Annotated in this window: 23 protein-coding genes; 16 read left to right on the top strand and 7 right to left on the bottom strand. The window is 39.9% G+C overall.

Annotated features, from left to right (window positions below; all coding sequences use genetic code 11):
- Nucleotides 1-430 precede the first annotated feature (430 nt).
- Nucleotides 431-1,708 (bottom strand): N-acetylmuramoyl-L-alanine amidase, encoded by a 1,278-nt coding sequence (locus MKY45_RS11700; RefSeq protein WP_341172957.1) that lies wholly within the window; start codon nt 1,706-1,708, stop codon nt 431-433.
- 316 nt (nt 1,709-2,024) lie between these two features.
- On the opposite strand from MKY45_RS11700, the gene MKY45_RS11705 reads away from it, so the two are divergent.
- Nucleotides 2,025-3,248 (top strand): CynX/NimT family MFS transporter, encoded by a 1,224-nt coding sequence (locus MKY45_RS11705; RefSeq protein WP_084612967.1) that lies wholly within the window; start codon nt 2,025-2,027, stop codon nt 3,246-3,248.
- 253 nt (nt 3,249-3,501) lie between these two features.
- On the opposite strand, the gene MKY45_RS11710 is transcribed toward MKY45_RS11705, so the two are convergent.
- Nucleotides 3,502-3,885, bottom strand: coding sequence for a GNAT family N-acetyltransferase (locus MKY45_RS11710; protein ID WP_341172958.1), 384 nt, complete (start codon nt 3,883-3,885; stop codon nt 3,502-3,504).
- Nucleotides 3,875-4,177: a hypothetical protein gene (locus MKY45_RS11715; protein WP_341172959.1), complete on the bottom strand. Its 303-nt coding sequence runs from the start codon at nt 4,175-4,177 to the stop codon at nt 3,875-3,877. The genes MKY45_RS11710 and MKY45_RS11715 overlap by 11 nt, the downstream gene beginning before the upstream one ends.
- 253 nt (nt 4,178-4,430) lie before the next feature.
- Between MKY45_RS11715 and MKY45_RS11720 the strand changes: the two genes are divergently transcribed.
- From MKY45_RS11720 to MKY45_RS11770, 11 genes are all read left to right on the top strand, one after another.
- On the top strand, nt 4,431-5,120 hold the full coding sequence (locus MKY45_RS11720; protein WP_042533975.1) for a response regulator transcription factor: 690 nt from the start codon (nt 4,431-4,433) through the stop codon (nt 5,118-5,120).
- Nucleotides 5,121-5,155: 35 nt separating this feature from the next.
- Nucleotides 5,156-6,097: a sensor histidine kinase gene (locus MKY45_RS11725; protein ID WP_341172960.1), complete on the top strand. Its 942-nt coding sequence runs from the start codon at nt 5,156-5,158 to the stop codon at nt 6,095-6,097.
- Nucleotides 6,098-6,225: 128 nt separating this feature from the next.
- A complete protein-coding gene (locus MKY45_RS11730) occupies nt 6,226-7,146 on the top strand; it encodes an ABC transporter ATP-binding protein (RefSeq protein ID WP_341172961.1) in 921 nt (306 codons plus the stop codon).
- A complete protein-coding gene (locus tag MKY45_RS11735) occupies nt 7,139-7,828 on the top strand; it encodes an ABC transporter permease (protein ID WP_289585248.1) in 690 nt (229 codons plus the stop codon). Before MKY45_RS11730 ends, MKY45_RS11735 begins: the two co-directional genes overlap by 8 nt.
- Before the next feature lie 96 nt (nt 7,829-7,924).
- The gene (locus MKY45_RS11740; protein WP_175297059.1) at nt 7,925-8,584 is read left to right on the top strand and encodes an ABC transporter permease; all 660 of its coding nucleotides are present in this window, start codon (nt 7,925-7,927) and stop codon (nt 8,582-8,584) included.
- 60 nt (nt 8,585-8,644) lie between these two features.
- Nucleotides 8,645-9,166 (top strand): hypothetical protein, encoded by a 522-nt coding sequence (locus MKY45_RS11745; RefSeq protein WP_341172962.1) that lies wholly within the window; start codon nt 8,645-8,647, stop codon nt 9,164-9,166.
- A 159-nt stretch (nt 9,167-9,325) separates the two neighbouring features.
- Nucleotides 9,326-10,609, top strand: a complete 1,284-nt coding sequence (locus MKY45_RS11750; protein ID WP_341035585.1) for an IS110 family transposase — start codon at nt 9,326-9,328, stop codon at nt 10,607-10,609.
- Nucleotides 10,610-11,019: 410 nt separating this feature from the next.
- On the top strand, nt 11,020-11,388 hold the full coding sequence (locus MKY45_RS11755) for a hypothetical protein (RefSeq protein ID WP_042533985.1): 369 nt from the start codon (nt 11,020-11,022) through the stop codon (nt 11,386-11,388).
- Nucleotides 11,389-12,021: 633 nt separating this feature from the next.
- Nucleotides 12,022-13,047: a WD40/YVTN/BNR-like repeat-containing protein gene (locus MKY45_RS11760; RefSeq protein ID WP_193062121.1), complete on the top strand. Its 1,026-nt coding sequence runs from the start codon at nt 12,022-12,024 to the stop codon at nt 13,045-13,047.
- Nucleotides 13,048-13,146: 99 nt separating this feature from the next.
- A complete protein-coding gene (locus MKY45_RS11765) occupies nt 13,147-14,835 on the top strand; it encodes a gamma-glutamyltransferase (protein ID WP_256706254.1) in 1,689 nt (562 codons plus the stop codon).
- A gap of 65 nt (nt 14,836-14,900) precedes the next feature.
- The gene (locus MKY45_RS11770; RefSeq protein ID WP_042533987.1) at nt 14,901-16,022 is read left to right on the top strand and encodes a DUF418 domain-containing protein; all 1,122 of its coding nucleotides are present in this window, start codon (nt 14,901-14,903) and stop codon (nt 16,020-16,022) included.
- A 79-nt stretch (nt 16,023-16,101) separates the two neighbouring features.
- Here MKY45_RS11770 and MKY45_RS11775 read toward each other — a convergent pair whose 3' ends face one another.
- The 4 genes from MKY45_RS11775 to MKY45_RS11790 form a co-directional block, all read right to left on the bottom strand.
- Nucleotides 16,102-17,340 (bottom strand): aminopeptidase, encoded by a 1,239-nt coding sequence (locus MKY45_RS11775; RefSeq protein ID WP_341172963.1) that lies wholly within the window; start codon nt 17,338-17,340, stop codon nt 16,102-16,104.
- A 142-nt stretch (nt 17,341-17,482) separates the two neighbouring features.
- Nucleotides 17,483-17,722, bottom strand: coding sequence for a hypothetical protein (locus tag MKY45_RS11780; protein WP_341172964.1), 240 nt, complete (start codon nt 17,720-17,722; stop codon nt 17,483-17,485).
- Between the two features lie 22 nt (nt 17,723-17,744).
- Nucleotides 17,745-17,960, bottom strand: a complete 216-nt coding sequence (locus MKY45_RS11785) for a zinc-binding dehydrogenase (RefSeq protein ID WP_341172965.1) — start codon at nt 17,958-17,960, stop codon at nt 17,745-17,747.
- Between the two features lie 18 nt (nt 17,961-17,978).
- A complete protein-coding gene (locus tag MKY45_RS11790) occupies nt 17,979-18,884 on the bottom strand; it encodes a DMT family transporter (RefSeq protein ID WP_341172966.1) in 906 nt (301 codons plus the stop codon).
- Nucleotides 18,885-19,034: 150 nt separating this feature from the next.
- Here MKY45_RS11790 and MKY45_RS11795 point away from each other — a divergent pair, with 150 nt between their 5' ends.
- The 4 genes from MKY45_RS11795 to MKY45_RS11810 all read left to right on the top strand — a co-directional run bounded on the left by MKY45_RS11795 (nt 19,035) and on the right by MKY45_RS11810 (nt 22,149).
- Nucleotides 19,035-20,360 carry an aminotransferase-like domain-containing protein gene (locus tag MKY45_RS11795; protein WP_341172967.1) on the top strand — a complete coding sequence of 442 codons (1,326 nt, stop codon included), beginning with the start codon at nt 19,035-19,037 and terminating at the stop codon, nt 20,358-20,360.
- A gap of 103 nt (nt 20,361-20,463) precedes the next feature.
- On the top strand, nt 20,464-21,048 hold the full coding sequence (locus MKY45_RS11800; protein ID WP_256706258.1) for a nitroreductase family protein: 585 nt from the start codon (nt 20,464-20,466) through the stop codon (nt 21,046-21,048).
- A gap of 126 nt (nt 21,049-21,174) precedes the next feature.
- Nucleotides 21,175-21,528: an MmcQ/YjbR family DNA-binding protein gene (locus tag MKY45_RS11805; RefSeq protein WP_244882398.1), complete on the top strand. Its 354-nt coding sequence runs from the start codon at nt 21,175-21,177 to the stop codon at nt 21,526-21,528.
- 141 nt (nt 21,529-21,669) lie between these two features.
- Nucleotides 21,670-22,149 carry a metal-dependent hydrolase gene (locus tag MKY45_RS11810; protein WP_042533996.1) on the top strand — a complete coding sequence of 160 codons (480 nt, stop codon included), beginning with the start codon at nt 21,670-21,672 and terminating at the stop codon, nt 22,147-22,149.
- Nucleotides 22,150-22,182 lie beyond the last annotated feature (33 nt).

A 22,182-nucleotide genomic window follows, 5' to 3' on the forward strand; every position in this document is an offset into this window, starting at 1 on the left:
AAGATAGTGAAAGAGGATGCTTTTTTATAATGGATTAAAAATAACATCCTAAAAAATCCTGACTTGATAAGTTAGCATTCCTGATTGGATTCAAATTAAAAGGGTGAAACCATATCTAAAAAAAAAGCATATATTTGAATTTATAATGGGAATTATTTATCTTATTGTTTACGGTATTGTGCCTATCATTTGGGGACCTATTATGTACTCTGGTACGGGTGAACCATTATTCCTTGTGCTTCCATTAATCGGGGTTGCAGCTATTATGATAGCGATTGTAAAACTAAAAAGTTCTAAACGTAAAATGAAAGATTCGTAATATTCCCCCTGAGCAGCTCATTACAGATTGTAATTTAAAAGGAAGTCCAAAAAACGTAATCGAAGGTAAAAGTGTCACCTAGATACACTTTTACCTTTTCATCCGTTGATTTTAGCTGAAATAGTCTTCTAATCCGGCAATAATACCTTCTGCTGCATGATTTTGATAATTATCCGTTTGAATTGTCTGCTGTTCCTCTGAATTGCTGATAAAACCAAGCTCAATTAAAATCGCAGTTTGCTGATTCTCTCTTAGTACTTGGAAATCTGCTTGTTTAGCTCCACGATTGTCGAGATGAACATGACTCATCAATGACGTTTGTACATACTCAGCAAGGATCTGGCTTTCGCTTTCATTCTTGTAAAAGGTTTCCACTCCATGCGCAGCCTGGTCTTCCGACGCATTATAATGCAGGCTGATAAATGCATCTGGATTGGCAGAATTACTTATGTTGACCCGTTCTCCCAATGAGAGGTACGTATCATCTTCTCTGGTAAACGTAACAGAAGCTCCTTGATGGCGTAATTGTTCTCCTAATTTTTTTGCTGTGGTTAAAGCTAATGTTTTTTCATATGCTTCGGACCCCACTGCACCGGGATCTTTCCCGCCGTGACCTGGATCAATCACAAATTGACGGCCGGCAAGCGGATTTTCAGTGCTTTGTTCCGCTTGAACTTCTTTTGTTTCGCCATTTTCCTTTTCGCTTTCACCGTCTTTTGGCTCAGATGTTGCTTCTGACGCTTCATTTTCGGTTTCTTCTACTGTTTCTAATGATTCTGTTTTTTCATTTTCTTCTGATGTGTCACTATTTCCATTTGATTCGTCATCTTTATCAAGTAAATATAAAGTGATCCATACTTCTTCATCATGATAATATGTTTTGCCCCAGCCGTACAATTCTTCAAAAATAGTAACCTTCTCACCATGATTCATCTGCGTAACGACAGCTGCATTCTTATCAGGCGCATTGCGTACATTTACTGCTGGTGCTTGAATTCGGTACAGTTGTCCGTTTTCTGCTGGTTCGGCAGTTTCTGTATTTGTTTCTGCTGCAGCAGCTGCTGTTTCAGCTTGATTATCTTCTGTATCGGATTGTTCGTTTTCTGGCTCTGTCTGTATCTCATCCACTGCTGATAGGTGATGTAACGCGACCCAAGCTTGTTCGCCGTTATAAAATGTTTTGCCCCAGCCATTGGATTCTTCAAAAATAGTAACCTTATAGTCTTTTTTAAATTCACTTAGAAGGACTGTATCCTGAGCAGGCGCATCCATTAACTCTGTTGTTTCCGTATCAACTTTGTACAATGTCCCATTATCTGCATGTACTGTTGGTATAAAAATGAATAGGCAAATAAGAAAAGCAATGCCTATCATTAGGTTGTACTTCATATTGGAAATACCTCCAATTAATAGTTTGTTATATTGACAGGCTCTCCAATAAATTTCATAGATATACCTTTTATTCAAAATTATTAGATTGGAAGTTTGCGGGTACAGGTTAATATGAAAACTGTTTCCTGGATGAAGCTGCGTTTTATCAGTGTTAACACATTGGGGCATCGCAGAGCAGATGCGTTGATTGCAGTCTATTAAAAATGGGTGTCTTGACAATAGGATGTACATTGCCATAACATATATATATTGTGCAAAATTATTCCTCCTCCTTTCCTGTAAAGGGGGTGGAAAGTAGAAAAGAAGGTATTAGATGGAGAAAAATAGAGCAAGAACAAATAGTCTGACTGAGGAAGCATCCTCTAATAAGAGAATGCTATATTTGATTGCTATCATGGTGATTGGTTTTAACCTGAGGCCGGCAATTACTTCCGTTGGACCGTTGTTAGGGACCATTCGTGATCAGATTGGACTGGAAAACTGGAGTGCGGGGACGATTACCAGTTTACCGCTTATCGCATTTGCCATAGTATCGCCGCTTGCGCCAAAGCTTGGCCGGAAGCTGGGGAATGAAGGAGCGGTCTTGCTTGGCCTGATCCTGCTGTTCGCCGGAATAGGCACCCGGTCCATTCCATATACACCGACATTATTTATCGGAACAGCTATTATCGGGGTTGGCATCGCAGTAATGAATGTGCTGCTGCCGGCAGTCATCAAGGAAAAATTCCCGCATAAAGTCGGTCAAATGACGAGTGTCTATTCCACATCGATGGCAATATTCGCGGCCACGGCTTCTGGACTTTCAGTTCCGCTTGCAAAAGGAGCAGGCTTAGGATGGGAATTGGCTTTATTATCGTGGGCTGTGCTGGCTCTTGTCGGAATCATTGTTTGGATTTTTGTTATCAGCCGGAACCCTGCGCCTAAAGAAGAACAAGTGGAGTTAAGCAATAAGCCTTTTAATGACAGCAACCTGTGGAAATCCCCATTGGCTTGGCAGGTTACGTTATTTATGGGTCTGCAATCTTTTATATTTTATGTAATGGTATCGTGGCTGCCAGAAATCATGCAAAGCTTTGGATTTTCCGTATCTGCTGCCGGCTGGCTGATAGCTTATGTGCAGTTTGTCGGATTGCCGTCTACTTTTCTGGCACCGGTGCTGGCAGAGAAATTCTCTAACCAGCAGGGGATCGTACTGGGAATCAGCGGCGGTGCAGCAGTTGGATTTATCGGACTGCTAATCGGGGGACCGCTTCCGCTGATTTTCATCTGGGTAACACTGATTGGAGTTACTTTTGGAGGGGCCATCAGCCTGTCACTTGCTATGCTTGGCATGCGCGCACGTAATGGACGTCAGGCTGGAGCGCTGTCTGGGATGGCGCAATCCGTCGGTTATATTTTTGCTGCCATTGGACCGTTATTTATCGGGCTTCTATTTGATATTACGCAGGCCTGGTCTGCGCCGATTATTGCTATCATCGTTGTTTGCTTGTTAATGATGGTTGCAGGATTAGGTGCTGGCAGGAATAAGTTTGTGTAACGATCTGCCCTTTGATAATTAATAAGAATGTTTGATAAAAATCCTGCTACGAGCAGGATTTTTTGTTGTGTAGAGAGTTAAACGAGAGCTCCAGAGTGTTTACAGGATCCACTGACCAAGTCCAAGGGGGCCTATTTTTGATTTTGCGTTAATCTTCATCCCGGTTTATTTCTCGAGCATGAAAAAGAATACATCAGATTTTCAGTAATTGTGTCCATTAATTTAAGAATGACTTGTGTTCGGGGATATTGTCTTATTTCATATGAATGTCCGTTCCATATTGTATTAAATGTAATTTTCTTGCTACAGATTGGGATGCAAAGTTATCCCAGGAGGTACTATACAATGCAAGTAATCCTTGACTTTGAATTTCAGCTGCCCAAGCAATGGAAGCGTCTATCGCGTATGCTCTTCCACGATACGTTTCAAATGTAGCTAAGCTTGCTTCAGCCGCTTCATTAGTTTGTCTCGCGCTGCAGCAAACGGATACAGCTGCTTCATCTTCAATAATAGCAAAGCAAGGCTGTTTATATTTAAGCACTTCGTAGATATATGGGAAATTTTGCTTCAGGCAGTCTTTGTTGAAGTCGGTAATTCGTATTGCTTTTGTTGTTATGCTGCTGACATCAGGAAACACGAAAGCAGGTCCAGTCCAAAAATTGCTGATTTGCCGGTCTGTGTTTAAAATGGTGATTATTTCTGCCAAGTCTATAGCAAAATCTGCATGAAGTGCTTCGTTCCAGCTTCTTTATTACGTTCTCCTCAAGGGCATTGGAGTATCTTACTACATTACCAAGCTGCGTCCCGCCAATGAAAATACGAGGTGCAGCCTCGTTTGGCGGCTCATTCACAAAGGTCATTCGATTATTATCATCCTTTTTAAATAACACGTTTACATGATGTTTCATCAATGCTATATCAGATACCAATAAAGTGTTCCTCCCTTTCCTAACCATTTGCTTAGCTAACAATATGATTTTTTAACAGAATATTATATGTTCTTTTTACCATAAAAGGCATCCTTAGGCAAAGTACATCTATAAAGTGCAAAGGAATGTGTTAAACTTTATGAAATACCTGTAAAAATCTCTGTAATATATAAAGAGGCAGGCAAAAGGGTATAGTCGGCAATAAAGATAATAGAAATCTATTAAACTAAAATTTCATAGGAGGCTGTCTCACTTGAACAATAACATTCTCATCGTAGAAGATGATATCTCAGTAAGCGAAATGATACAAAATTATTTAGAAAAAGAAGGCTATAAGGTAGTTACTGCTTTGGAAGGCGAAGAAGGAATGCAAAAATTTCAAAACGATACATTTGATTTAATCATTCTTGATATTATGATGCCGAAATTAGATGGCATAGAGGTAATGAAACAAATTCGAAGGGACAGCTCCGTGCCGATACTAATTGTATCAGCGAAGGATACGGACGTGGAAAAGGTGCTAGGCCTGGAGCTTGGTGCAGATGATTACATAGCGAAGCCTTTTTCCATGATAGAGCTTTCCGCCAGAGTAAAATCGGCGTTGCGGCGTGCCACCAGTTATTCGGAGACAAAAAAAGAAGAGCAGGTGATAAACCATAAAGATTTAACAATTGATATCAATAATTTCTCTGTTCAAAAACATGGTAAGGAAATCAAACTGACTTCCAAGGAATTCGATATTTTAAAGCTGTTTCTCAAGCATCCCAATAATGTTTTTACAAAGGCTCAAATATATACCACGGTCTGGGGAAACGACTACTTTGGAGACGAAAATGTCATCAATGTTCATATTAGAAGACTAAGAGAAAAGATTGAGGACAACCCGGCTGAGCCTCATTATATTATGACCATTTGGGGAATTGGCTACAAACTAGGGGAATAGATGTGTGAATATCTTTTGAAAAGGGGGGGAAAGGCATGGCTTATTTCTTTATAGGGATTACCCTGATTTTAACCGGGATTATCATTTTTCAATATAAAGCAAAGATAGCAAGAGACAAGCAAATAAAATATATGCATGAAAAATTGGATAAGATTATCGCTGATAAAACCAGTGAGAATCTGCTTGTTTTTACCGATGATAAAGAGCTTATTCCTTTATTGATCAGCATCAATCATCTTTTAAACCATAATCAGAAAATATTGGCGGATTATACAAAAAAGGAAGAATCGATTCGGAAAATGATTTCAAATATTTCTCATGATTTAAAAACACCGCTGACAGTTATTGTTGGATATTTAGAAATCATTCAATCGAATAAAGTTATCGAAAAAGAAGCGGGCAAAGAGGTTCGTAAAGCACATGAAAAGGCGGCAGAGCTGCTGACATTGATCAATACGTTTTTTGATTTGGCAAAGCTGGAGTCTGGAGATAAGGAGATAACACTCGAAAAGATACATATAAATGAAATTTGCAGAAAGAGCATTTTAGAGTTTTATGAAATGTTAACTCAGCAAGGATTAGATGTTTCCATTAACATTCCAGATGAGAATATCTTTGTAGCTGGAAATGAAGAAGCTCTTGACAGAATCCTTAGAAACTTGATATCGAATGCCATCAAGTATGGAAAGGATGGTCAAGTAGTGGGGTTAAACTTAAAACATGATAACGCATTTGCTTACATCGAGGTTTGGGACAAGGGGAAAGGCATTGATGAAATGAATAAAGAAAGCGTTTTTGAAAGATTGTATACGCTGGAGGACTCGCGAAATAAGCTGTATCAAGGAAGCGGACTGGGGCTTACCATTACGAAAAGATTAGTCGAAAGTCTGGAAGGTGAGATATCATTATCCAGCAAAGCTTATGATAAAACAGTATTTACTGTGAAATTAAAGAAACTGTCTTCGCAGGAAAACTAAAAATCCGCTTCCGTCCCGTTCTTTGCAAACTTAAGAAATTCGTAAGACTTTGTTAAGAAAAAAGATAATTTTAATGTTTATGATTATTAATATAGCAATATTGCAGAGAAAGGGAGGGATTTATTATTATGGAATATATTTTAAGAACACATGATTTAGGAAAATCTTTTCATGGAGGTCATGTTGTTTCCAATGTCAATATGAATATCAAGAAGGGAGAAATCTATGGCCTTTTAGGTCCGAACGGCGCAGGTAAAAGTACAGTCATGAAAATGATTTTAAATCTGTTTAAACCAAGTCAGGGCGCCGTTGAAGTGTTTAATGAAACATTGACGGATACTTCTTATGAATTATTTAAAAGGATGAGTGCAATTATCGAATATCCCATTTTTTATGAGAAGCTAACTGCAATGGATAACTTGGATTTGCATTGTGAATACATGGGTTATCACAATAAAAAAGAGATAGAGGCCGCTTTGGATCTTGTGAATCTAAAAAACATTGATAACAAGCCGGTTAAAAATTTCTCTTTAGGTATGAAACAACGGCTGGGAATTGCCAGAGCGGTAATCACGAAGCCAGAGCTGTTGATATTAGATGAGCCGGTTAATGGACTGGATCCAGTTGGCATTATTGAGATGAGAGACTTACTGGCAAGCCTGAATAAAGAGTATGGCATAACCATTCTGATTTCAAGTCATATTTTAGCGGAAATAGAGCAAATTGCTGACACAATAGGCGTAATGAATAATGGATATCTAGTAGAAGAAGTTTCCATGGATTCGATTAGAGAAAATAATGCAGAGTATATAGAATTAGAAACCGATGATGCCGGGAAAGCAGTATATATTATTGATTCAGAGCTGAATATAAAAAATTTCAAAGTACTTGATACGAACAAAATAAGGATATATGAATCAGGGACATCACAAAATCAAATCTATAAGAAGTTAATGGAAAAGGATGTTTCCATTACATCAATCAATACGAAGTCGGCTTCATTAGAGGACTATTTCTTGTCCTTAATTGGAGGCGGAAAAAATGTTTAAATTAATTCGTTTAGAATTAAGAAAAATAAATCTCAGACAGTATGTCTTTGGTGCTTTAGCAGCAATTTTTATTCTTGCCGGATTGTTATTCTTTGCAATGTATACGGATAGAAACACGATTGGTGCCACCAGTGAAGATTTTTTCTTTGTTGTTGACAGCACGAGAATGGTTTTTATTGTGTTTGCAGGTATATTAATTTCGAGGCTGTTTATTGAAGAATACAATGATAAAACCATCTCTTTGATGTTTACGTATCCCATCAGCAGAAAAAAGATTTTTATCTCTAAATTATTGATTATCATTTGTGCTACATTTTTCCTTATACATGTATCAAGAATCTTTGTAGCAGCAGTTTTATACATGTTAAACAGTCAATTGGATTTTATCGATGGAGGCATAACGATTCATTTGATAATGGAATATTTTAAAAACACCGTGATCTATGACCTTTCTTTCAGCGGTATCAGCTTAGTTCCTTTATTTTTTGGAATGCTCAAAAAATCTGTTAGAACAACCATTATCACATCGATTATTATTGCCATTTTCTTTGGCATAAGTAATGAAAATCTATCAGACCTTTCGATAGGTTCCTTCATTGTCAGATCATTGGTATTTATCATTATTGGTGCGGCTGCTTCGTATTTAGCGATAAGAAATATGGAGCGCAAGGATGTAACGTAGCGATGAGGGTATTCCGGAATATTACTGCCAACAATGTAATTTTCAATGTCAATAGGAAGAGTGGTGAGAAAAATCTTTAAGTTAATGAGTTTGGAAATGAGAAAAATAAATTTTAGCCGATATATAAATAACTCCTTAGCGGCATGCTTTGCCGTTACCGGATTTTTATTCTTCATGCTATATATAGACAGGGAACAATTTGCTGCCAGCAGTACAGATTTTTTATTTCTGATTGACAGTATAACACGAATGGTATTCATCGTTTTTTCAGGAGTGTTAATTTCAAAATTAGTTATCGAAGAATACAATGATAAAACCATTACCTTGATGTTCACATACCCAATCAGCAGAAAAAAGATCATTATCTCGAAGCTATTGATTATCATAGGCTTTACCTTTTTCTCTATGCTTCTGTCCAGAATTTTTGCTGCATTTGTTTTATCTATGTTAAACAGCAACTTAGGATTTATTGACAGTGACATAACGATTCCCATGCTCATCGAACATTTTAGAAATACGATTTTATATGACCTTTCTGCCAGTGGTGTCAGCTTAGTTCCTTTGTTCTTTGGAATGCTTAAAAAATCAGTTAGGACGACCATTATTACCTCTGTTATTATTGCCATTTTCTTTGGTGTCAGTAATGAAGACTTATCGATAGGATCCTTTATTGGTATTCCGGTGACACTTAGTCTTATTGGTATCGTTGCTTCTTACTTATCAATAAAAAACATTGAGCACAAAGATATATCTTAATGACATAAGGTCTCTATTTTGAAAAGACCGAAAAATCAAAATATACAGGAGTTACTAGCGATGAAACAAGACTACATTTATTTGTTATTTACAAACACTGGTACTTTATTGACGAAAGCTATTAGTCTGTATACCAAAGCAGAATACAATCATGTTTCGTTAGCCTTGGATTTGGAATTAAATGAAATATACAGCTTTGGCAGGAAGCATTTACGCAATCCATTTTGGGGAGGATTTGTGAAGGAAAATACAGAAGAGAAACTGTTTCAGAAAGCGGACTGCTCCATCTATGCTTATGCAATCAGTTCAAAACAAAACAAGAAATTACAAGAAACGTTAGCATTTTTTAAGCAAAGAAAAGACAATTACCACTATAACGTAATAGGACTGTTTGGAGTCATGTTTAATAAGCCCATTCCACGGTCAAATGCTTACTTCTGCTCGCAATTTGTGGCTTATCTGCTGATGGAAGCTGGTATGGTTTCTTTTGACAAGCCGCCGGAGCTTATCACACCGCAGGATATTCAGCAGCTGCCTGGATTAATTTCTATCTATCAGGGCAAATTACAAGGCGCAGTTTAACCAGAAGAGGGAGGCTCAAATTTCATACATTTTTTACCGAATAGGAGCATTCCTGTAATGAAGAAATTTGAGGTTTGAACAAAAAAGAGCCCTCTTGGTATAGTACAGGGTGTCATTGCAATGACCCCGAAATTAAAAAATACCAAGGAGGACTCATCCATGAATTATAATCAAAATCACAAAATATCGCAAATCACACCATCTACACTTGTAGTGGGAATAGACATTGCCAAAGACAAACATGTGGCACGAGCACAGGACGACAGAGGCTATGAATTTGGGAAAAGATTGATCTTTGAAAACCGAATAGAAGGCTTTGAAATCCTACTGGAATGGATTTCAAAGCTCCAGAAAGAACACGATAAAAACCATGTCATCATAGGAGCTGAGCCAACAGGTCACTATTGGATGAGTTTAGGTTATTATCTGATCAGCAAGGATACGGATTTTGTATTGGTTAATCCGATGCATGTCAAGAAAGCAAAAGAACTGGATGATAACTCGCCAACGAAAAATGATACCAAAGATGCGCGCGTGATTGCCCAGCTGGTGAAGGATGGGAGATACTCTATACCAAACCTTCTCGACGGCATCTATGCCGAGTTAAGAGAAGCCATGAAACTACGAGATCAACTCATCAAACAGCAGACAGTTACGGAAGGACGTATACAAAATAACATGCAGCGCTATTTTCCAGAGTTTCAGGATGTATTTAAACAATGGAATGGAAAGGCCGCATTATATACGTTACGGGCATTTCCATTTCCATCTGATATTCGTGATAAAACGCCAGAAGACGTACTGGAGGAATGGCAAACGGTCGTTAAACGTGGTGTTGGTATCAAACGAGCAACCAAACTGGTAGACAAAGCGAAGAAGAGTGTTGGCATAGAAATCGGCTTACGCTTTGCCAGACAAGAGCTACACAGCTTATTAGACCAATATGAGCTGTATGCAGAACAATTGAAAGAGCTGGATTTGGAAATAGAGGCGCTCTTAGGAGAGATACCAGGAGCAAAAGAAATGCTGGCTATCAAAGGACTGGGAGTAACAACCGTAGCTACCTTTTTCGCGGAAGTAGGAGATATATCAAATTATCATCATCCGCAACAACTCGTGAATCTGGCCGGCTTATCGTTGCGGGAGCACAGTTCCGGGAAATTCAAAGGGGAAACGAAAATAACGAAACGCGGACGGAAGAAACTGCGAAAGGCGATTTATTTAGCGATACGACCGCTCGTAGCGAATAATCCGACGTTTCAAACCTTGCATAGGTATTACACGACCCGCCCGGAAAATCCATTAAAGAAACAACAATCATTGATTGCGTTGTGTGGGAAATTATTACGTGCCTTGTTTGTCATTGGTCAAAAACAGTGTGAATTTGATGGAAGCAAGTTATTGAAAGGTTTACCTCAGATAGAAACTTTACAGGCAGCTTAAGCTGTAGAAGAAAGAAATAGCAACAAATGACCTTGGGAACTTAGAATACACAAACACCAATAATGCGGAGTCGGAGCTTATTTTTTCCATTCGGGCTAGACCCAGCATAGGAGCTTATTCCGACCTCCACCTTGTGGATACGCAGGACGAGGGAATGTATGGATACCAATCCCGTGATACATGGGAGGGTGAGCGACCATAAGAAGTGTGGAGTTACCAAGCATGGTTACACCATTTTTTACCAAATACTACCTGTTTGGTCGTTAGGATGGCTAGGAGTGCATTAGAATATTCTGTATTCTGACAAACGCTCCACCCCCACTATCCAACCCCAAATTGGATGTTTAAGAAATTCTAAGAAAACAAGAGCATTTCGGAGATATTTTAAGTATATAGAGGGAGGATGCTGTTTGAAAAGATTCGTTTTATTAGTTTTCATGCTGATTGTATCCATCGTAACGTTGTTTGTCACTGCTTATTTTCAACGGGATGTCAATACACTGTCGTTAAATGATCCGCAAGTTATCCAAGCAAGTATTATCATAATGATTATTTTGTTCATTCCTCCTGTGTTATTATCTTTTTTCAACCATAAATTTTGGAGGGTTATCTCAGCGATTTATCAATCTATTTTTTTCTTGGGGTTTATCATCCTTGTACCGACCGGTGTATTCAGCTTCCAGGCTGTGGGTATCAGTATTGTGTCATTAATCGGTGCAGTTATCAGTCTTTGGAGCATTTTTAGCACATTGCCAGAAAGCTTTTTTAAAGAATATTGATTTAGCGTAGAGGTAGGAGACTTTCTGTATAACCCAGCATCCGCAGTTCAAGAAATAACATACGACATTGTCTCGGGAAAGGGTCTTATCCATGGTAAGGCCTTTTCTGTATGGGATAAGACCCATCTTACTTTTATTAAAAAATGATCGTTTAAAAATTTTTAACAAAATCTTTTTGACTGTAGAATGACTTATGATACTCTAGCGATAACTTGCATGACTCGAAAAGTATGTTGATATGTAACCAAGTGAATGCCGATTGTACAGCACAGCGTATTTCACTTTGAAAAAATGGAATCATAAGACGAAATATTATGCAGTGGGAGTCAGCGCCGTTATCCCCCGCTAAAATAAATTCATTTTCCACGCTCTATTTGAAGGCGGAAGTTTTACGGGCGTTTCTCCGTGATAAAAAGTCAGGTTCGGACGTTTACAAGTTTGATTTATGGTGAATAAAGCAAACTATAAAAGATTTTTTATTAAGTCTCGATATCCTCTTAGCTTTTCTTATTGTAGAAAAGGGAGTTTTTTTACAAATATACCCGATAGATTGAATCGTTTCCCGAATATTTCTATTAAATAGGTATCTGGATTGTCTTAAAAGATTTCAAATAAATCAAGGTGGTGAACCGCATGGAAGTTTTATATTTTTCAGCTGGACGTTCTGTTTATGAAATGAAGAAAGAGGCACAGGAATGGATAATGGAGGAAAGACCGGCACCGGTTTCATTTATATGCCTTGCTGCAGATCCCAGCCGGAAAGGACGGCTGTATGGAGGGACCTTTAACGAAGGGTTATGGATAAGTAATGACAGCGGCAAGACATGGGTACCCGCTGGATCAGGAATATCACATAACAGGGTGATGAGTGTTGCGGTCAGTTCAACAGAGGTTAAAAATGGATGTCATGTCGTTTGGGCAGGCACCGAACCGAGCGGGCTTTTTCGTTCAGAAGACGGAGGAGAAACCTGGGTTGATTGCCCGGCTTTACTGGATTTACCTTCAAAATCTTCCTGGAGTTTCCCGCCTCGGCCGTACACGCATCACGTACGTTGGATTGAACCGGATATTCATGAGAAAAACCGCATATTTGTCGGCATTGAACTTGGCGGCGTGATGAAAAGTGAAGATAAAGGGGGCAGTTGGGAAGATCGAAAACCGAATTCCCAACATGATTGTCATGCTTTAACAACACACCCGCAAGCTCCAGGACGGATATACGAAGCTGCGGGCGGCGGGTATGCTGAAAGCTTTGATAGCGGAAACACCTGGCAGACGTTCAATGAGGGTTTGGAGCCTTATAACTATTTGGTTGATATTGCCGTAGATTCAGGGGATGCAGATACAATGGTGGCTGCTGCGTCCAGGAGTCCTTATGAAGCATACGATCCATCCCGTGCAAGAACGATTTTAGTACGGCGTGAAGATGGCGGTTCTTGGTCGCCTGTATACAAAGGCTTGCCGGATGCAGAATGCTCCTCTGTTTTTGCGTTAACTTCTCATCCATTCCAGTCAGGTATTTTTTACGCTGTGAATAATCTCGGCTTCTATCTTTCTTTTGATGCAGGACAAAGCTGGGAAAAAGCACCGCTGGATTGGCCGGATGATTTAACGGGAGAAAGAATTCATGGATTCGCGATGGTCGTTTCCGAGGATTAAAAGACCATCGTGTCCATGGTCTTTATACGAATACGGGAATGTTAGATAAATGATATTTAACAAAAAAAGCGCAATGACATCATGGAAGGAGTTGCATTCATGCAGGTGAAAAGGCGTAACCAGCGCCAGAGCAGTTTAATTTTTACTTTTACCGCAACGGTATTGCTGTTGCTTAGCGGATGTGTCTCAGAGGAAGAGACGGACCAGCAGCCTGAGCCGAATCCATCAGAAGATGAAAGCGAGAGACTGATTCCGCCAGAAAATGAAGAAGAGCCAGAACCTGAAACAGATGTGCCAGAGGTTTATGGTGTCAGCGCAGGGCATCCAGATGCTGTAGAAGCTGGAATGACTGTTTTGGAAAATGGAGGTAATGCCGTGGATGCGGCCGTTGCAGCGGCGTATGCCATTTCTGTTGTAGAGCCCTTTGCATCAGGAATTGGCGGCGGCGGAGTAACACTCGTTCAAGAGCAGGGTCAAGACCCTGAGGCATATGATTATCGTGAAGTTGTCCCTGAAGGAGGCGTTCCTTCATCAGATATTGGTGTGCCTGGATTTGTAGCCGGGACAAAGGAATTACATGATGACTATGGGACTGCTGACTGGGAGACAGTAATTGACCCGGCGATTGATTTGGCAGAAAGTTCGGAGGTATCTGAAACGTTAGCACAGCAGCTTCAATCTGCTCAGGACCGTCTGCCGGTTGAGCAGCTGGAGCATTTCTATCCGGATGGGCCAGCGATTGAGGCAGGAGCCACTTTAGAACAGCCGGCATTGGCCGAAGCATTGCGTGATATCCGTGATAGTGAAGGAGCTTCCTTTTATGAAGGGGATACTGGAGAAGCGTTAGCAGCGATTCAAGGTATGGACGGAGACTCACTTGCTGACTTTCGTGTCGGACGGCATGCCCCCGTGACCGGAGAGTTTGCTGGATACGAGGTGACTGGTGCTCCGCCGCCGCTTCCTGGTGCCAGCGTCATTCAAATGCTGCAAATCCTTGAAGAGCGGGGAACATTAGAAGAAGAACGGAATAGCACGCCATTTGTGCATGACATTGCGATGTCGTGGCGAATCGCTCAAGCATTTATTTATACGGATTTCGGTGACCTTTCGTTTGTGGATGTTCCGGTTGATTCTTTCGTTGACCGTGAACAGAATGCTGCTTTAGCAGAAGAAATCTCCGGTGACAGCTTGCTTCCTGAGGACGAAGAGCGGAGTTATGACGACTCGGACCCTAATACGACACATATTACAGTGATTGATGACAACGGCACTGTTGTTTCCATGACGAATACACTGACCAATTTCTTTGGCTCCGGTGTCTACACAGAAGGTTTCTTTTTGAATAATCAAATGTCTCGATTTGATATTGGTCAAACGGAGCAAAATGAACCTGAGCCTGGACGGCGTTCCGTTACCTGGTCCTCTCCAATGATTGTGGCAGATGAGGAGGGACCTGTTTTAGGGATTGGCAGTCCGGGAGGCGAACGTATTCCAATTATGCTTACGCAGGTGATTGCTGACTGGGTTCAAGAAGACTCAGACCTGGAAGCTGTTGTTGAAGCGGATCGTTTCCACCTGACGGATAATGCGCTTGTGATGGAATCCGCTCCGGAAGCAGATGTAAGGGAAGGATTGCTTAATATTGGGTATAACGAGATTCGTGAAGCTCCGACTCCGCTGTATTTCGGGTCTGTTCAGGCTTTGATGATCGATCGGGAGAATGATGACATCTCTGGTGCGGCTGATCCCCGGCGAGAGGCTGATTGGCGTGTAGAACCACGGGATTAGGCAAGAATCTAGTATTCTAAAAAATGTACTTGGGCATTTTAATGTAAGGAGTTAAAGAGGATTCTATGACATCAATGAAGCAAAAAAATCAACATCAACGAATTGCTATATTAGACCAAATGCGGGGCGTTGCTTTACTTGGAATCTTTTTAGCCAACGTCCCGGGGCTGTCTTCCGTCGATACGGAAAATTTGTCTCCGGTTAATGAAGTACTAAGAAGCTTAGAGGAGATTATATTAACAGACAGTACCCGGCCGCTGTTTGCATTCATGTTTGGCCTGAGCCTTATGTTACTTTATAATCGCCTAAAAACGAAGCAAATCAACCCTTATCCAGTATTATTCAGACGATTATTTTTGCTTGCCCTCGTTGGTGCTGTGCACGGTTTTGCAATTTGGTCGGGAGATATTCTGCTCATGTATGGGATGGCGGGATTTTTCCTTCTGCTGTTTATGAATTGGTCAGCAGCCGGATTGGTTATTACTGCTTTCCTTTTCTGGATCGGCTATACCATTGGAGCGGATGTAATCAGTTATTTCTCATCCTATCATTTGTCTCTGGAAGCCGGTTTGAAAGGTCTGTTGCCTGACTCAAAAGAGCCGCCGACAGGAACAGAATATCTTATTATTGAATTTTCTTCCATGGTCGCACACATCAGCTTTTTCCTGTTTGGTATGTATGCGTATCGGAAGGGGCTGCTTACAATAATCGAAAAGCGAAGAAAAACCATGAGCTTATTGTCAGTACTTTTTCTTGTGATTGGGTTAGCAGGGAAAGCAAGCCTTTATGATAGAATTGCATTACATCCATTGGAAAGCTTCTACCCCTTTTTGGTGACAATCGGCATGATTTTATTCATTGTCCTTTTAGGAACTAGCAAGGGGAGCATGTCGAAGTTGCTTGTCCCGTTCACATCGGTCGGTAAGATGGCGTTTACGAATTACATCATGCAATCTCTGGTTTTTGTAAGTTTGTTTCAATCGAGCGGACGAACGGTTTTTATCAATTTAGGGATTTGGGAGGAACCAAGCTATGCGTTCGCTCTTGGGGTTGGAGTCATTTTATTCGCGGCACAAATGATTTTCAGTCATCTCTGGTTGAAAGAGTTCTCCTATGGACCGTTTGAATGGCTTTGGAGGATAGGGACTTATGGGAAAATGGTTTCTATCAAAAGAAAAGCAGAATAGGTACATTTTATATACCAATGTAAAAAAATCCAACTAGCTTGCAGTTGGATTTTTTTACTGACTATTACTAATGAGCAAATTAAGCCCAAGCACCTTTTCGGAAGACCGGAACACGGCTGCCGTCTTCTTTAATGCCATCAATATCCATTTGATCCGAACCAATCATGAAGTCAACATGTGTTGCTGAACGATTCAGACCAGCTTCTTTTAATTCTTCTTCTGACATCTCCGTTCCGCCTTCTAAGTTGAACGCGTATGCAGAACCCAGCGCTAAGTGATTTGAAGCATTCTCATCAAATAACGTATTGAAAAAAGTCAATCCGGATTGAGAAATAGGGGACGCGTCCGGAACTAAAGCAACTTCTCCTAAGCGGGAAGCACCTTCGTCTTGCAGGACTAATTTTTGAATAACCTCTTCGCCTTTTTCAGCAGTCACTTTGGTTACTTTCCCATTTTCAAAATGAAATTCCATCCCTTCGATGACAGAACCGGCATAACTTAATGGCTTGGTTGATACGACAACGCCATCGACCCGGTTGGCATCTGGGGCTGTAAATACTTCTTCTGTCGGCATATTGGCTATAAAGCGTTCTCCGCGGGAGTTAAAGCTTCCAGCACCTTCCCAGCGGTGGTTTTTCGGCAGGCCGACCGTTAAATCTGTACCCGGCGCAGTGTAATGCAATGCTGTAAATTGTTCCTTATTCAATGATTCCGCTTTCGTTTCCAGGGTCTTATCTTTATCCTCCCATGTGCGGATCGCATCGTCATCATACAAGTGAATCGCTTTGAAAATAGCATCCCATAATGCATCCGTTTGTTCTTCCGCTGAATCTAAATCCGGAAAGACTTTCGCTGCCCATTCCGGACCGGCTGCAGCTGCCACGACCCATGAGATTTTATTCGACTGTGTTGCTTGCGATAATGGCTGAAATGCTTCACCAGACGCTTTTTGCGTTGCAGCGATTTTTTCACCATCTAATCCTTTTAAGGCATCCGGATCATTGGAAACAACATTGATACGGCTGGCACCTTGTTCAATAATATAGTTCATTTCTTCAATGCGATAATCTGGAATATCTGTTAGGGTTTCGGTTGATTGATGCTCAAACCCAAGTCTTGAGATTTTATCGTCTCCCCATTTGACAATAACACGTTTTGCGCCTTTTTCATAAGCAGCTTTTGTGATTTTACGTGCTAATGGAGCCTGTTCAACATCAATCGTTAGAACGACAGAATGTCCTTCTTGAACGTAGACACCGGTAGAAACGATTAATTCAGCATATTTTTGCAGGTATTCATCAAAATTTTCCAAAGCCATACATAGAGCCTCCTTGTGAAGTTGATATACGATTTTATCGTAGCACAATCATTTATGAATCACAAAAGAGGAGCTAGGCATTGATTCACCTCAAACGATTTTTCTTCATAACGATAACGTAAAAATGAAAAACTCGGCTTTTTTATTCCATTTCCAAGCCTATATTGCCAAATTGATTCCCGGATTTCATTCTCTCCAATGCATGTTCGATTTCAATAAGCGGATAAACGCTATCAGCACCGGTTTTATGTTGTGATGCGTTATACTGTTCGAATTCTTTCTTACTTTCCATAGAAGTTCCTAAGATATTAAATTGCGGGTAAAAGAGGGAGGGTAAAGAAAGGTCAATACTGTCTCCGGAGCTCGCTCCAAAATTAACCAAATTTCCATCTGGCTTTAAGACATCAATGTATTTTCGGGAAGAGTGCCGGCCCAATACTATCTAATATGATATCGAATTTTTCATCTTTCATTTTAGCTGTCCAATCCCTATCTGTTTTTAAAAGATAATCCGCTCCGAGATCTCCAGCTTTACGCAGCTTCTCTTCATCTCTTGAAATGACGCTCACCTTTGCTCCGATACAAACTAGATGATATAAAGAAAAATAGCATTTATTCATAAAAACTGATTTTATTGATTAACTTACCTTAGAATGTCTTGATTTCTTTTTTGCATTAACCAAAATAACGCCAAAAATAATCACCGTTGCGCCGATAATATGGTAATAATGAAAAGGCTCGTTTAAAATCAGTACTCCAGACAGGATGGTAATTAACGTAGCCACATTATTAAACACACTTACTTGAATAACCGGCAATTTGGACACAGCATAAATAGACAATAAAGACGTTCCAAATGTAGACAGGACACCCAAAAATAAAATTGATAATAAATATGGAATTTCTGTCAGGGAATCGATATACTCGCCGGCAGAACCGCCGTTTATGAAGTAGATGACATTAAAGAACAGAAAACCAATGAACATGATATATATCGTAATTTGAATTGGTGCGATAGATTTTGTTGCACTTCTGGACATTACCTGCCAAATCGCTGTTGCAAGAATAGATACGATAATCAGCAGGTTGCCAAGCAGATGAAAATCATAGCCTCCCGAGCTGTTCATCAGCTGCAGGAAAACGACTCCGGCAATGCTAAAAACGATTCCTAATCCTTGTACTATTCGGACCTGTTCCTTCAAAAATACACTTGCTAAGAGAACAGTTATGGCCGGGGCAATCGCCTGAATGATTCCTGCTTCCGTAACCGTTGTTTGATCAAGACCAAGTATTTGACTGCTGAAAAATATAATCGGGTAGAACAAGGAAATAATAATCACAATCATGATTTCCTTCCGATTCAACCGTAAATGGATTGGTTTTATGACAAGAAATAAAAGCAATCCCAAAAAAGCAAATGTAAATCGCTGCGCCAATATAAGTAATTGCCCTTCATACGTCAAAGAAATTTTCACAAACATAAAGGACAATCCAATAATAATGGAAAAAGTGACTGCTGCCAGTAATGCATTATTTTTTTTCATGACTTCCTCCTCCTTCTATTCCAGAGTATAGAAAGAATGTCTAAACGGAAGCAATTCTTTTTTTAGGTGTATCGATACAAACAAGATAAAGGAAAATACAATTGAAATAGATTCATGGTAATCTGTTTGTAGAGGAGAAGGGGGCTGCTTATGAAGAAATATCAATTCGTAGCTGATAAAATCTTAAAACGTATAGAGGAAGGAATATATATAGATAGACTGCCGACGGTACGTAAATTAATGGAAGCCTTTGGAGTAAGTCAAGTGACGGTAACGCAGGCGCTTAAATATCTAGTTGAGAACAATAGAATATATGCCAAGCCTAATGTCGGTTATTATATTATTTCCAGAAAAGAAAAAGCTGCTGCTTTTAACGGGGTATATGATTTTTCAACTGCTTCCACTTCCTGGACGGACTTTCCATTGGACAGCTATTCGCAATGCTTGGAAGCTGCTATCCAAAATGAAAAAACAGAATTATTTACGTATGGTGCAACGACCGGCAATGAGGAGTTGAAAACCTTATTTCAGAAGCTGTTGATGGAGGACCAGATATTCACAAAAAAAGAGCAGATTATGATTACAAGCGGTACACAGCAGGCTTTGCATATTCTTGCTTTAATCATGCTGACCAGAAAGGAATCCATTCTAATTGAACAGCCCACCTATCATCAGGTCATCAATCTTATAGAACGCCTTCAGTTAGATTATGTCACATGCTGCCGAGGGCTGGATAAAATAGATTTGCAGGAATTAGAGAAAACGATTAAAATCAAGCGTCCAAGCTATGTTTATTTAATGCCGCGCCTGCATAATCCGCTTGGTACAACCATGAATGAACAGGAAAAAAAGCTGCTGTTGGAATTAGCAGAGAAATATGATTTTTATATGATTGAAGATGATTACCTGGGAGATTTTGAAGGGGACAACAGTTATAAAACACTCTACGAAATGGATAATGATCAACGTGTTATTTACTTAAAAAGTTTTTCTAAAATCATGTTTCCAGGGCAGCGGTTAGGTATTACTGTCGTGCCAGAGAAATTAATCGAGCCCTTTCGGAGTTTTAAAGAAATTATTGATATCCATACCAATTCTTTGAGCCAGGTTATTATGCAGACATTTATGGAGAGCGGTCTATATGCACACCATAAAGACAAAATCGTCTCCAAACATCAGCAGAAAGCAGAGATACTGCGGCATGCATTAAATACCTTTTTATCCGGGTATGCATTTAATGACAATCATCAAATGCATACCGTAATCAAGCTGCCAAAACAGATAAATATACAGAAACTTCATGAAGCATTAGCGAAACGTCATGTTTTAGTCGATGACTATAAAACAAATTATATAGCTGATTATAAGCAGAAACATAAATTCTTAAAGTTGAATATAACGAGTATTCAAGAAGGAAGAATCCATGAAGGTGTTCAATTAATCCATGAAGCAATAGAAAGCAGCAAATATCTCTAAAGCAAGAGGCGTCTGTATCGATACAGGCTTTACATATTTTTAAACAAAGGGAGGTCACTTCTATCATAATGAAACGTAACAAATAAGATAGGAGTGATTTTCAATGGAATCAGAATATATTTTAAAATGGATGCAAGAGCGAAAAAGCGTCCGAAGCTTTACAGAGCAGGAGGTAGATACGAATCTGGTAGCTAATATTATCGATCATGTCCGTTTGGCTCCGAGCGGATTCAATGCACAGCCTTGGCGATTTGTTATTGTGAAAGACAAAACCATGATTCAAAAGCTCTACCAATATTCCGCTTATCAAAAGCAATTAGATACTGCCTCCTGTGTCATCGTGCTATACAGTAATCTGATGGATGTGCGGGAGAAAGCAGATGATGTCCTTCATCCGGAAATGAATTTGGAAAAGAAGAAAAGTGACAAGGAAGCTCTTTTAGAAACGCTGGATATGGCTCCTGAGGTGCTGCAATCGCAAGGGTATATTGCGCTTGGGTATTTGCTGTTAGCGCTCACCGCTTACGGTATATCCAGCGTTCCGATGCTGGGTTTTGATCTGGAAAAGGTAAAAGCATTATTGGAGATAGAGGGGAATATTCTTTCTGTGGTTGCAGCAGGATATGGAGCTGACGAGGGGCATAGTCACCACCGTCTGACTTTGGGAAAAATTGTTCGTATATATTAGAGGTAGCAGGATATCATGGTATTTTTAAGCTTCTGTGTGCAGCATCCTATTTAACAAACCTGTATCTGCTGATAAAATGAAGAAAAGCAATTTACCCGTTTAATTTATCAGATGAAGGTGATTTTAGTGAGCAGAGATGCAGTTATACATTATGCAAAAAGAAAATACGATACAGAGCCAGATTATCCTTGGGCTAAATTTTCTAATTACGCTGTGCTTCGGCATAAGGAAAACAGCAAATGGTTTGGGTTGCTGATGGATGTGAACAAAGAGAAATTAAATATAGAAGGAGAAGGGACTGCAGCCGTTTTAAATGTCAAATGCGACCCGGAATTGGCATCGATTTTAAGAAAAGAAAATGGAATACTGCCAGCTTACCATATGAACAAAGAACATTGGATCAGCATTCTGCTGGACGGTTCTATTTCAGAAGAGGAAATATTTGAACTTTTAGATGCCAGTTATCATTTAACCATGTAGACAAATCATGACTGCAGCAGACAATAATGTTTGCTGCATTTTTGAATAAAAGGAAATTAATTGAAAGAAACGTATGTTCTTTTTCTTAGGATAGTGTTATGATAAGATAACGCAATTTACAAATGAAGGAGAAAAAAGAGCATGACAGGAAAAACACATATTATGGCTGGAATCACAGCGACGACAGCCATCGTCGCCATCACAGATGCATATCAGCCCGAATGGTTCATTGCAGCAGGCGCAGCAGGGGGCTTGCTTCCGGATATTTGCCATAGCGGCAGCAAAATCGGACGGAGGTTTCCAGCGGTTTCGAAAGTAGTTAATACCCTCTTTGGTCATCGAACCTTTACACATAGTTTATTATTCTTAGCGCTGGTGGCGTTTATTTTATCTAAGTTCATCAGTAATCCGTCGATCACCATGGGGATTTTAGCTGGTATGGTTACGCATTTTATACTAGATGCTGCGACAAAGCAGGGAATCAAGCTGCTGTACCCTGCAAAGATTACGATTCGTTTTCCATTCGCTGCAACAACTGGCGGAAAAGCGGAAGGGGTTGTTTTACTGGCGTTGACAGTAGTTACGCTATTTTACGCCAACAGTATACTGGCATTTTTCTAAGCATGTGTTTTTGACCAGCTTCACAGCAGGCAA

The organism is Oceanobacillus sp. FSL K6-0251 (assembly GCF_038004725.1).
Lineage (GTDB): Bacteria > Bacillota > Bacilli > Bacillales > Amphibacillaceae > Oceanobacillus > Oceanobacillus oncorhynchi.